General features: G+C 64.2%; 6 protein-coding genes, 1 tRNA gene and 1 pseudogene. 4 read left to right on the forward strand and 4 right to left on the reverse strand.

Annotated elements, in window-relative coordinates; all coding sequences use genetic code 11:
- Positions 1-72: 72 nt before the first annotated feature.
- The gene (locus DES43_RS02320; protein ID WP_035025256.1) at positions 73-3,426 is read right to left on the reverse strand and encodes a PAS domain S-box protein; all 3,354 of its coding nucleotides are present in this window, start codon (positions 3,424-3,426) and stop codon (positions 73-75) included.
- Positions 3,427-3,673: 247 nt separating this feature from the next.
- Between DES43_RS02320 and DES43_RS02325 the strand changes: the two genes are divergently transcribed.
- Positions 3,674-4,123 (forward strand): phasin, encoded by a 450-nt coding sequence (locus tag DES43_RS02325; protein WP_035025258.1) that lies wholly within the window; start codon positions 3,674-3,676, stop codon positions 4,121-4,123.
- Between the two features lie 253 nt (positions 4,124-4,376).
- Positions 4,377-4,453: transfer RNA gene (locus tag DES43_RS02330), tRNA-His, on the forward strand.
- Positions 4,454-4,798: 345 nt separating this feature from the next.
- Here DES43_RS02330 and DES43_RS02335 read toward each other — a convergent pair.
- Positions 4,799-5,624, reverse strand: a pseudogene (locus DES43_RS02335) (DDE-type integrase/transposase/recombinase); the annotation flags it as partial.
- Positions 5,625-6,180: 556 nt separating this feature from the next.
- A complete protein-coding gene (locus tag DES43_RS02340) occupies positions 6,181-8,139 on the reverse strand; it encodes an acetoacetate--CoA ligase (RefSeq protein WP_035025259.1) in 1,959 nt (652 codons plus the stop codon).
- Between the two features lie 189 nt (positions 8,140-8,328).
- On the opposite strand from DES43_RS02340, the gene DES43_RS02345 reads away from it, so the two are divergent.
- Positions 8,329-10,200 (forward strand): AsmA family protein, encoded by a 1,872-nt coding sequence (locus DES43_RS02345; RefSeq protein ID WP_035025260.1) that lies wholly within the window; start codon positions 8,329-8,331, stop codon positions 10,198-10,200.
- Positions 10,201-10,209: 9 nt separating this feature from the next.
- Here the strand turns inward: DES43_RS02345 and DES43_RS02350 are convergent, their stop codons facing one another.
- Positions 10,210-10,932, reverse strand: coding sequence for a L,D-transpeptidase (locus DES43_RS02350; RefSeq protein WP_035025262.1), 723 nt, complete (start codon positions 10,930-10,932; stop codon positions 10,210-10,212).
- Between the two features lie 283 nt (positions 10,933-11,215).
- On the opposite strand from DES43_RS02350, the gene asnB reads away from it, so the two are divergent.
- A complete protein-coding gene (asnB, locus tag DES43_RS02355) occupies positions 11,216-13,120 on the forward strand; it encodes an asparagine synthase (glutamine-hydrolyzing) (protein ID WP_035025264.1) in 1,905 nt (634 codons plus the stop codon).
- Positions 13,121-13,143 lie beyond the last annotated feature (23 nt).

Here is a 13,143-nt window from a genome sequence, read left to right on the forward strand (position 1 = left end):
CATCGCCGCGGTTCAACTCGCAGCAACAATCACCAAGAGCGCTTCTGCAATTCGAGGAAAAGCGGAAAGGCCCTATCCGGCGAGCACCCGCACAGAAGGAAAGGCGACCTCCACCAGCGTGCCCTCGCCCGGCGTCGAGGTGATGGTGAAGCGGGCGCGATTGGCCTCGACCATCGCCTTGGTCAGCGGCAGGCCGAGGCCGGTGCCGTCGCTGCGGCCGCGCTTGAGCGCATTGACCTGCTTGAACGGCTTCAGCGCCTGCTCGATTTCCGCCTGCGTCATGCCGATGCCTGTATCGCGTACCCGCATGACCACGTCGCCCGAGGGCTCGTAGGCGGTGGAGACGATCACCTGCCCGCCGGCCTGCGTGTAGCGGATGGCGTTGGACAGGATGTTGAGGGCGATCTGGCGCACGCTGCGCAGATCGGCCACCACGTCGGGCAGTTTCGAGGCGAAGCTGGAACGGATGATGACGCGCTCGCGATTGGCCTGCGGCTGCATCAGCGCCACGGTTTCGGCCAGCGTGTCGTTGAGCGATACCGCCTCATAGTCCATCTCCTGCTGTCCGGCCTCGATCTTGGAGATGTCGAGCAGGTCGTTGACCAGATCGAGCACATGGTTGCCGGAACGGTTGATGTCGCGCAGGTAGTCGCGATAGCGGTCGTTCGCGACGGGGCCGAACTTCTCGTCCATCATCAGCTCGGAGAAGCCGATGATGGCGTTGAGCGGTGTGCGGATCTCATGGCTGATGCGCGCCAGAAAATCGCTTTTCTGGGAGGAGGCGCGTTCGGCGAGCGCGCGCGCCTGTGTCAGCTCCTCCTCCGCACGCTTCCATTGGGTGATGTCGCGCACCACGGCGCAGAAACCGCTGTCATTGGGCAGGCGGCCAATGGTCATGAACAGGGGGATGAAGCGCCCCTGTGCCTCGCGGCCGATCACCTCGCGCCCGTCATTGAGCACACTGGCGACTCCAGGCTCGCTGAGGCCGGCCAGATAATCGCGCGCCGCGCGCTGGCTTTCGATGGCGAAGAGCGAGGTGAACGGCTTGCCCGTCACGTCGTCGCTGTCGAACCCGAACAGCGCCTCTGCCGGCCGGCTGATCGAGCGGATGGCACCGTCGCGGCCGATCAGCACCACGCCGTCCGTGGCCGTGTCGATGATGGTGCGCATCTCGCTGATGCGTGCCTTGAGTTCCGCGACATCGGCCTGGGTCGCACTGCTGACGGCAGCCGGAATCGCCGCGGCTTCCGGCCTGCCGAGATCCTCGCCGGAGCGGCGCACAACCAGCAGGAGCGCGGTGCGATTCTGCCAGCGCACCGAGCGCAGGATCGCCTCGACGGGGAATTCGCCGCCGTCGCGCCTGCGCAGGAACAGAGCGTGGCGTGCCTCGTCGCGGCCGCTCTCGCCCGCATCCGGCTGGTCGGCATAGGGATCGACGAACAGGGCGTCGAGCCCGCCGGAAGCGATCAGCTCCTCAAGCGTGCAATAGCCGGTGATCTCGAGGAACTCGTCATTGGCATAGTGCAGCGTGTCGCCGGAATGTATCAGCAGCGGCACAGGCAGGCGCGCAAGGATGCTGGTGTCAGGCGCAAGCCTTGCCGCACCGGGCAAGCCCGGAGGGTCACCATCGTTTTGCGGCTGCGATTCCGTCCCGTCGGCTTCGAAGGTGGCGGTGAGATCCTGCGCATGAGTCTCGAAAAGGTCGCCGGCGATTTCGGGCTCGTCGCCGTCCAGCCTTGCATCGCGGAAATCCGCTTCGGCAATGCTGTCGTCGTCCGCGTCACGCGCATAGTCGAGCAGCGAACCCCCGCCCGGACGCCCGGGCGCCGCTTCGGCGGGTGAGGAGACGCGCACAACCTCTTCCCCCTCTTTCCCCTCTTTCCCCGGTTCCCTGGCGTCCTGCGGGCGCTCCGCACCCGTGTCTTCCTGTGTTTCCGCCTCGGTGGAACTTGCTTTCCTCAGCCGCTCGGCGATCTCCCGGAAGGCGTTGCGCTCGGTCGTGGACAAACCCCGTTCCCCGGCGGGCTGTTCCGCGACAGGAGCGCGGTGTTCGGCGAGCCTTATGATCTTGTCGCTGATGCGGCGCTCGGGTTGCGGCGAAATGCTCAGCGCGGGCACCTCCCCATTGAACGGATCCGACGGTGCGTGCTCGTGCTGCTGCGGCGTCCCGACATGTTCATGCCCCCCCGCAGGTTCATCTGCCCGGGCAGCTTGTTGCGCATTGGGCACCAGCGCCAGCCCGATCCGTTCCGGGTCGGGCCTTGCCTCGCCCATCCGGATGACGCCGAAGCCACGGAAACCCTCGAACTGGCGGTCGCGACTGTAGACCGGCAGCGCGGCCAGATCGACGGGCACGCTGAGCGCGGTGCCGGCTATGGGCCACAGCACCGACCGGCCGGACCAGGTGTCGCGGCGCTCGAGCAGATCGCCCACCTCACCGGCAGGGTCGAAGCCGAAGGCGGCTGCGACCTCGCGGAAGCGGCGGCCGATGACATCGGCGGCCGCTGCGCCGACCGCTGCGGCAAATTCCCCGGACAGGACGCTGAAGCGACCCTCCGCGTCCGTGCGCCAGACGAAGCGCACGGGAGCGGCTTCCGTTGGTGGGCTGTCCTCCGCGCCCGGGGTCTCCGGGGCGGGAGAGGCCGGCCGGGGCGGCGCAGGGCCATCGTCGTGCGCAAAATACCAGTGGTCGTGACGGCTGCCGGTTTCGTCATGCTGCGCCGCCCCGGCTGGAGGAGGCGTCGCGGCAGTTTCGGAAGCAGGCCAACCTTCGTCGACCACCACCAGCAGATGGCGCACAGGTTCATCCGTAAGGCGCGCAATTCCGGCCGGGCAGGATTTTTCCCCGACCCTGATCAGGCGCTTGACCATGCGGTCGTTCTCACCCGCCACGTCCCGCACCAGCCCCGCGAGCGTTTCAGCGGGGATTGCAAGCTCAGCGAAGCCTGTCGAGCTTGCCTCCACCTTGCCTTCGCCATCGATGAAGGCGAGGAACTGCGCATCCTCGTCGAAGCCGCCCAGTGCGCTGGGATCGGGCGTCGAAGCCGTTTCACCGCCAGCTGCCATGGGGGCGATCAGCAGGATGGCCTTTTCCCCGTCCGGCATTGCAACGCCGCTGGCCAGTAGGGCGGTGCTCTGGCCGGAAATGCCTGCGGTCAGGCGTACCAGCAACGGACGCTCGCCGCCAATGTCGGGATAACCGCTCGTCGCGCCGATCTGGCGGCGGGCGACGGATGGCAACCGGGCGTCGGCGCCAATCGCCGCGTCGACGTTTTCATGGCCGAACAGCGTCGCACCGGGACCGTTGGCCCACAGGACGCGATCGAGAGCGGCCGAGAGGATGACCATCGCATCCCCCGCGGCAAAGCGCCGCCGCACCGTGTCGAGCACGGCGACGTCGAGGAAGGAATAGGTTGCGGGCGGCATACTCGTAACGAACCCTCAGGGTCGAAAGGTTGCGGTTAACACTTTGTTAGTAAAAGGCCGGCGCGCCGGCGTCCACAACGTACAGGCTGAAAATGCCGGAATCCTGTCTGTGTGGTTAATGTCATGCAGCCCGCTATGCTGCATTGCAACAGAGATATTGCATTGCACAAATTTTATGCTATATGTCCTGACGATAAATGGAACATGCTGGCGTCGAGTCAAAGCCCCAGTTCCCGAAAGGATCGAGATGACCAAGACCAAAACCGCTGAAACCGTTGAATTCCCCACCTTCGATGCCTCCAAGGCCGCCGATCAGGTGCGCGATTTTGCCGAGAAGGGCATCGAGCAGTCCAAGCAGGCCTATGCCAAGCTCAGGACCGGCAGCGAGGAAGCCCAGAAGGCTTTCGAGTCCACCTATGAGGCCGCCCGCTCGAGCGCCAGCGACCTGTCGCTGAAGGGGATCGCCGCCATGCGCACCAATGCCGAGGCCGGCTTCGCTCACCTTGAAGCGCTGGTTGGCGCGCGCTCCCTGTCGGAAGTGGTGGAGTTGCAGACCTCCTTCCTGCGTCAGCGCTTCGAGGATGCCGTGGCCCAGACCAAGGACTTCCAGTCCGTCGCTGCCAAGGCTGCCGAAGAGGTTTCCAAGCCGATCAAATCGGCTGTCGAAAAGACCTTCAAGGGCGCCAAGGCCGCCTGATTCTCCTTCCAGACCTGTGGCCGGTGCCCTCCCGCCGGCTACGGGAATTCGCCAGCATGACGGAACAGGCCGGCCCTCCTCCCGCCGGCCTTTTCCATTTGCGGCGACGACGATGGAGAAAGAGCGGCTCCTCTTTCATGGCCTGTGATGTTTTCCTGCTCATATGGCTTGAATTAGAGTTCATTAGACCGTATTGACGCATCGCCGGGGCAGACGCCGCTTCGCAGGAAGCGTGAGCCCTGGCAGGCATTGTGCCGTTGTAGCTCAGTTGGTTAGAGCGCCGGATTGTGGATCCGGAGGTCCCTGGTTCGAGCCCAGGCAACGGTACCACTCTTTTCCCCGCTTCATCGCGCATCGGTTGGTTGGCGTCGTGGCCGTATTGGGGCTTGTGCGCCGATATATGACTGTCCATGCCCCTGCATCCGGGGGATCCGATGATACCTCGCGGATGGCGCATCGGGTGCGGCTCTTGGCGGCACGGAGGTGGCGGGCGGGCCTGTATGCGGCCATGAGAAGCCGCCGGGAGAGGTTCGCAAGCCGCGGCATGACGAACCTGCCCCCGATCCTTCCAGAGGAAGGATCGCACCGTCAGGCCATGTGATCGAACGACTGCCGCTCTATCTGTTTGTTTTCGCCGTATTTATGCGACGTCGAGTGATTCCACCTGACGGCAAAATGCTCTAAGCGTTTGACGGTGGCATCCTTGATGGTGCGGTTCATCCTCCCGACCTGTCCGTTGGTCCATGGATGCCTGGCCTTGGTGGTTCGGTGGTCGATGTCGTTTGTGGCGCAGGCGTATTCGAAGTCATGAGCCCGGAAGAGTTCGCCGTTGGCGATTGCCTCCCTGACCAACGGCACGGCCGACCCGCCGGCACCCGGCGTCGTGAACTGGATGCCGTTGTCGGTGAGCACGGTGTGGATCTTTCAGGGCACCGCCTCGATCAGCCGCAACAGGAACTCCCTCGAGACAACGGTGGCGAGACAGCGGTGGTGGCCCTCTCGTGCAGTTCGGCGAAGGCGAACTTCGACGTGCGGTCGGTGGCGACGAACATGCGCAGCTTGCCCTGTTCGGTCCGCCCCTCGGCAATGTCGATGTGGAAGTAGCCGATCGGATAGCTCTTGAAGTTCCTTTTCGCCGGCCTGTCGCCCTCGACGCCCGCCAGTCGGCCGATGCCATGGCGCCGAAGGCAGCGGTGCAATGACGAGCGGGCCAGGTGCGGGATTGTCGGCTGCAAGGCATAGAGGCAGTCGTCGAGCGGCGGCAGCGTGTGCTTGCGCAAGGCGACGATGATCGCTTCCTCCTCGACCGAAAGCACCGTCGAGTGCGGCTCCTTCGGTCCCGTCGGACGATCGGCCACCGAGGTCCGCTTCTTCCATTCGGCAACCGTCTTCTGGGTGATGCCGTAGCGCTTCGAGAGCGTCCTCAGCTCTCTTGACTATGCTGTATCGCTCGACGGACCGCCTCCGTCGTCGTGGCGCTGCCGTGCAGAACCTGGCCCATAGCGCATCCTTCGATTCGGAAAACAAGGATGCCCATCAAACCGTGGGATCAAACATCCAAAGCATGTCGCCCGAAAGTGGGAACCGGTTTCGGGATAACGACATGCGTAAAAACAATAACTTGAAGCGCAAGAGTCGAATCGGGGAGATCGCGACGCGCTTTAGGTTCATGCCTCTTCGCAGGGTGCCTGTCGCCGGCGCATCCGAAGCGCGGTTGCCTTTCAGGCAAAAAGAAAGGCGCCCGGGGGCGCCTTGAGTTTGCTTTCTGTCACAACGGGCGGAGACTGCTGCGTTCCACGCGGGGGCTTGTCGAACGAAGGTTCTCCATAAAACTCACCTGCGAGTATCGCGGTGAAGACCTTAACAAGTCCTTACCGGCGCCCGAAAAAATTTACCGATCACTATCAGATGTAAAGCCTTGGTAAACTGCGCAATTAACCCGCTGTTGACCATAAGCAGCCGGAGCAATGGGGTTCCGCCGTATCGTTGCGTTGCTCCGGCTGCCTGTTTGGCTGCATTCGTGCGACGCCGGACATCTCTGTCCGGCTGGAAAATGCTCAGTTCACCAGTTGCGGCAAATCCCTGAAGAGATCGAGCGCCTCGGGATTTGCGAGCGCTTCCCTGTTTTTGACTGTCCGCCCATGGACGATGTCGCGCACGGCAAGCTCGGTGATCTTGCCGGACTTGGTGCGGGGAATGTCGGCGACAGCCACGATACGAGCCGGCACATGGCGCGGGCTGGCGCCGGTGCGGATACGGGCGCGGATGTTCTTTTCCAGTTCCTCGTCCAGCTTCACGCCCGGCGCCAGCCGTACGAACAGAACGACGCGCACGTCGCCGTCGAAATCCTGGCCGATGCACAGGGCCTCGGCGATCTCGGGCATCTGCTCGACCTGGTTGTAGATTTCCGCCGTGCCGATGCGCACGCCGCCGGGGTTGAGCGTCGCATCCGAACGGCCATGGATGACGATGCCGCCATGCGCCGTCCATTCGGCGAAGTCGCCATGGCACCAGACATTGTCGAAGCGCTCGAAATAGGCCGCATGATATCTGGCGCCATCGGGATCGTTCCAGAAGCCGGCCGGCATGGAAGGGAACGGTCGCGTGCACACCAGTTCGCCCTTTTCCTGACGGACCGGCCTGCCTTCATCGTCCCACACGTCCACCGCCATGCCGAGGCCGGCGGCCTGGATCTCGCCTTCCCACACCGGCTCGGTCGGAACGCCGAGCACGAAGCAGGAAACAATGTCGGTGCCGCCCGAAATCGAGGCCAGATGCACATCGCGCTTGATGCCGTCATAGACGAAGCGGAAGTCCTGCGGCGACAGTGGCGAGCCGGTGGACGATATGGTGCGCACGCTTGCCAGATCGTGGCTGTCGATGGGGCGCAGGTCCGCCTTGCGCACCGAATCGATGAACTTCGCCGAGGTCCCGAAATAGGTCATCTTCTCGGCGTCGGCGAAATCGAACAGCGCATTGCCGTCGGGATAGAAGGGCGAGCCGTCATAGAGCAGCAGCGTCGCACCCGAGGCGAGGCCGGTGACCAGCCAGTTCCACATCATCCAGCCGCAGGTGGTGAAGTAGAAGAAGCGGTCGCCTTCCTCCAGCCCGGCATGCAGCCTGTGCTCCTTCAGATGCTGGATAAGCGTGCCGCCGGCCGAATGGACGATGCATTTCGGGATGCCGGTGGTGCCGGAAGAGAACATGATGAACAGCGGATGCGAGAAAGGCAGCCGCTCATAGGCGACCTTCGCCGGAGCGAAGGGCCGGATGGCGTCCTCCAGCGCCTCGGCGCCTGGAATGCCGGCGGCAACGTCCTGCGCGGTGCCCAGATATTCGACGACCAGCACCTTCTTCAGCGTCGGCAGTTTCGCGGCCACCGCCGCCACCTTGTCGCCCACCTCGATGGCCTTGCCGTTGTACCAGTAGCCATCGGGGACAATGAAGATCACAGGCTCGATCTGGCCGAAACGGTCGAGCACGCCCTGTTCGCCGAAATCGGGCGAGCAGGAGGACCAGACCGCCCCGATCGACGCGGCGGCGAGCATGGCCGCCACCGTCTCGCCCATGTTCGGCATCATCGCCGCCACCCGGTCGCCGGCCCTGACGCCCAGCGCGACGAACAGTTGCTGCAAGCGCGAGACCAGCGCCTCCAGCTCCATCCATGTCAGGCGCCGCTCGACCTTGTCTTCCCCGCGAAACACGATGGCCTCGCCCTTGCCGCCGCGGCCGAGCAGGTTCTCGGCATAGTTCAGCCGCGCTTCGGGAAAGAAGGACGCTCCCGGCATCCTGTCGCCATCCGCAAGCACCGTGCCGCCCTTGTCGCCGGCCATGCCGCAGAAATCCCATACCAGGTTCCAGAACGCCTCCGGCTCCGCTACCGACCAGTCATGCAACTCGCCATAGGAAGCCAGATTCTTCCCCGCGCGCCGCGCCGCTTCGGCCCTGAATGCGGTCAGCGGCAAAGCTGCGATCCGCTCCGCCGACGGCGTCCAAAGCGGGGTTTCTGTTGTCATCGGCGGCCTCCCATGCCCGTTCCGGATTGTATGTGATACACGTTAAGCATACTGCATCTGCCAACCGCAAGTTCGATGATGGCGACAGGCGAATGTACGCAATGCGTCATGAGCCGGCCATAAACACTTGAAATGCGTCAGACACAGGTTACACCTTGCGCCCACCTGGCGTGATGCGGAAAGGGCAAGATGACGTCGAGCTGGATCCGGCGTGGCTCATGGGCGCTTGGCATCGCGGCGGCTGTCGCGGCGCTGGGGGTGGCTGCCCTGCCCTACGTCGCTTCAAACAGAATCGTGCGCGACCGCATCGCCTGGGAAATGAGCCGCTGGACCGGCTACCGGGTCACCATTTCCGGTTCCCCGCGGATCGAAGTCTGGCCACAGCTCAACGCCGTGCTGACACAGGTGTCCTTGTCGAAATGGAGCGACGCCGAACGGCAGCCGGCGATCTATGCCGAACGGGTCGAGGTGGGCCTTTCGGCCATGGCGGCGCTGCGCGGCGAGGTAAGGTTTTCCTCCACCCGGCTGATCCGCCCCACCATCAAGGTCGAACGTACAGCTTCCGGGCTCTATCTTCCGCCCATGCCGGATGGCGGCAGCATCGGCCGCGCCATCGAGACCGCGCGCGCCATGGTCGAGGCCGGTGCCGCGGAACCTGACCCTGCCGCGCTGCCGCGGGATGCCATCGGCAGCGTGGAAATCCGCGACGGACGCATCGTCACAAAGGTCAACGGCAAGGATACCGAGATACTGACGGGCGTGGGCGCGCGCGCAAACTGGGCAGCGCCGGGCGCACCGGCATCGCTTTCCGCTTCCGCGATCTGGCGGGGCGAGAACATCGCCATCGATGCCGCCACACAGAAGCCGCTTCTGCTTGCTGCCGGCGGGACCGCGCCGCTCTCCTTCTCCGTAAAGGCAGCGCCCGCAAACCTGTCTTTCGAGGGCAAGGCCGGCCTGGCCGCCAACCCGTTCGTCGAAGGCGACGTGAAATTCCAGTCGCCTTCGCTGCGCCGCGTCATGGAATGGACGGGCATGCGCATGGCCAATTCCACCAGTATCTCGGCGGTTTCCATCTCCAGCCGCCTCCTGGGCGATGCAGAGCGCATGAAATTTGAGAATGCCCAGATTGCACTGGGCGGAAACCCGGGAACCGGCGCGCTCGACCTCGGCTACGGCGAAGGCGGCCGGCCCACCCTTTCCGGCACGCTGGCTTTCGATACGCTCGACCTCGGCCCCTTCGTTTCGGCCTTCACGCCGCTTGCGAACCCCTCCGCATTGAGTGCGGACGACATCGACGCCACCCTCGCCGGCCTGCTCAACCTCGACCTCAGGCTTTCCGCGGTCAAGGCGACAGCCGGCAACATACCGCTGACCGCGCTTGCCGCCACCATTCAGGTCAAGGACGGACTGTCGGTTTTCGACGTATCGGATGCGGCCGCTTTCGGCGGCAACATCCAGACCGGCATCCGCTTCGACCGCACCCCCGGCGGAACGCTGGCCGAGATAAGGCTGCTCGCTTCGGACATCAACGGAGCCGCCTTTGGCTCCGCCGTCGGCATGACCCGCCTGATGCCGACCGGAAAAGGTACGGTGTCCGTCATCCTCAAGGGACCGGGCAAGAGCTGGAACTCCGTCATGGAGAACGCGGACGGCTCGATTTCCGCGACCTTCGGACCGGGTGCGCTCTCCGGGCTCGATCTCGCAGCCTTCCTCAAACGCAATTCGGAAGGCGGGTTCTTCCCGCTTGACGACGTCGCCAACGGCAGCGTGCCCATCGACGGTGCGGAATTCAAGGCAAGCGTGGCCAAAGGCGTCGTGCGCATAGAGAAGGCGCAGGCCAATCAGGGCGCCTCGCGCCTGTGGCTCACCGGGATCATGCCCTATGCCGGTCGCGGGCTGGCGCTGACCGGGGGAATTTCGAACCAGCAGCCGCCCGCAGCGGCCTCGGGTGGCGAAAGCGCCGAAGCGCCTGCCCCGGCCGCCCGGCAAACCCAGTTCTTCGTCGGGGGAAGCTGGACAGCGCCTTTCATTTCCCCCATCGCCGGCCCCGGCCCCAACTGAGGCGCGGACCTACACCGCCAGCAGATGCCGCCTGGCGGGATCGGGGATCACCACGACAGCGCTGCCGTCCCGGACGGTGTCATGCAGGTGGATGATGTCCTGGTTGACCAGGCGGATGCAGCCGGAGGACACTTCCTTGCCGATCGACCACTCCTCCGGCGAGCCGTGAATGCGGTAAAGCGTGTCCCTGCCATCCTTGTGGATGTAGAGAGCCCGGGCGCCGAGCGGATTGCGGAGGCCGGGACCCATGCCGCCATTGGCGATGCTGTAGGGCTCGAGTTCGGGTTGACGCGCCACCATCTCGTCCGGGGGGGTCCAGCGCGGCCATGCCCGGCGATAGGCCATGACGGCGCGGCCCGCCCAGGCAAAGCCCTCGCGACCGACACCGATGCCGTAACGCGTCGCCCGCCCGCCTCGTCCGACGTGATAGAGATATTTCGCCGGCGTATCGACGATCAGCGTTCCTGGCTTTTCCGGCGTGTCATAGTCGATTTCGGTGCGCCAGAACCTTTCGTCGAGCTTGGAGATGTCGACCGCCGGAATCGAGAACTGCTCATGGGGCATGGCGTCGTACATTGCTGGACGTACCCGTTTCGGTGTGGCCCGAACCGGAGCAGGAGGGGGCGTTGAAGGCGCTCCCGCCGAGACGCAGCCGGCAAGCGCTGCGGCGCTGGCGCCGATGACAAATGCCCGCCGCGTCAGGCCGGCGACATGGTTGCTTCGTTCACTCAAGGCTCGCAGATCCTCTTCAAGATTTGTCCCGGGCGCTGGATCAAACTGCCCTGCCTTAAGCACACCTTAAGCCTATGAAGCGGCACCCATGGTGTTACGCGTCCAGTTTGATAGGTTGTTAGTATTCAGGGCCTAGTGTTGTGCCTGCAGCAAACAGGCAACTTCAGGGTGCAGACTTGATCAGCAACGTCCGGCCTTCGTCGGAGCAGAAAAATTGCGTGGCCGGGAATCCGTGCTGCCACGGAGGCCATTCCATGCCGCACTGTTTCGCAGGACATTTCAGATGTGCGGCATAGCCGGTTATTTCGGCCATCTGCGCCAGGATGAATCCCGCAGCCTGCTGCATGGCATGAGCGCCGCCATCGCCCACCGCGGTCCGGATGGCGAAGGCATCCATGCCGACGGGCAATTCGGGTTTGCGCACCGGCGTCTTGCCGTCATCGATCTCTCGCCCGACGGCGCACAACCGATGGCCAGCGGCGATGGGTCGCTATGCATCACCTACAACGGCGAGATCTTCAACCATATCGAGCTGCGCGCAATGCTCGAAGGGCGTGGCAGGCGCTTCAGAACCGCCAGCGACACCGAGGTCCTGCTTCAACTTTACGATGAATACGGACCGGACTGCCTCAGCCACCTCAATGGCGATTTCGCTTTTGCGATATGGGACGCGAAGCGCCGCCGCATGGTTCTGGCACGCGACCGCATGGGCGTGCGGCCGCTGGTCTACACATGGCACCAGGGCCTTTTCTACTTCGCTTCCGAGGTAAAGGCGCTGTTCACCGTGCCGGGGATAGAGGCCAGACTCGACCCTGTCGCTCTCGATCAGGTCTTCACCTTATGGGCACCGATCGCGCCGCGGACGGGTTTCACGGGCATTTCGGAGCTGCCGCCAGGTCACCTCATGATCGTCGAGGCGGGCAAGGCGGACGTCAGACCTTACTGGACCCTGTCGTTCCCGGACAAGGGGGACGAAAGCGATCGTCCGCAGGGCGAGCTTGTCGAGGAATTGCGGGCCCTGCTCGAAGATGCGACGCGCATCCGTCTGCGTGCCGACGTCGAGGTCGGCTCATTGCTTTCGGGCGGGCTCGACTCGTCCATGCTCACGGCCCTCGCCGCACGGGTGGTGCCGGGCCGGTTGCGCAGCTTCGGCATCACCTTCGAGGATCCCGAGTTCGATGAAAGCACCTGGCAGCAAACCATGGCGGACGCACTTGGCGTCACGCACCATTCGGTCGCCTGCCGGTCTGCCGACATAGCAAGCGTGTTTCCGGCGGTCGTCCGCCATGCGGAGCGCAGCCTGCTGCGCACAGCGCCGGCGCCGATGTACCGGCTGGCCCGGTCCGTGCGCGAACAGGGGGTGAAAGTCGTTCTTTCCGGCGAGGGCGCCGACGAGATATTCGCAGGCTACGATCTCTTCAGGGAGGCGTCCATTCGCCGCTTCTGCGCCCGCCAGCCGGGCTCGGCGATCCGTCCCCACCTGTTTCGCAGGATCTATCCCTATCTGCCGTCGCTTCGGCAGCAGACGCCGGATTACCTTGCCGCCTTTTTCGGCGTCAACGTGGACGATGCAGCCGACCCGCTGTTTTCGCACCGGCCCCGCTTCCGCACCACAGCCGGCACAAAAATGTTCTTCTCGGCAGATCTGCGCGCCGAACTCGGCTCCTACGATGCGGCCGAGGAGCTTGCATCGCTTCTGCCCGACTCATTCCGGCGCTGGCACCCCCTGCATCAGGCGCTTTATCTGGAGACACGCTTTTTATTGCCCGGCTACATACTGGCCAGCCAGGGTGACCGCATGGCAATGGCGCATGGCGTCGAAGCACGCTTTCCTTTCCTCGACTACAGGGTGGTGGAATTCGGTGCGAACCTTCCCCCCGGCGCCAAACTCAGGGTTCTTCGGGAAAAGCACATCCTGCGGGAGGTTGCGGCCGACATTGTGCCGCCCGTCATAGCCCAGCGGCGCAAGCAGCCTTACCGCGCACCCGACAGCGCATCCTTCAGGGAAGCGAACTACGCTGCGGAATTGCTGTCGCCCGAGGCGGTTTCGTCGACGAGCCTGTTCAATCCGGCCATGACCGGCCGTCTCCTCGACAAGAGCCGTCGAAGCGGGTTGAACGGCTTCCGGGACAATGCCGCCTTCGTCGGCGTGCTTTCCACGCAGCTTTTGTCAGATGAATTTCTATAGCTGGCACAGTGATGGCCAGAGTT

This window comes from Aquamicrobium defluvii, from assembly GCF_004363725.1.
Classification (GTDB): Bacteria; Pseudomonadota; Alphaproteobacteria; order Rhizobiales; family Rhizobiaceae; genus Mesorhizobium; species Mesorhizobium defluvii.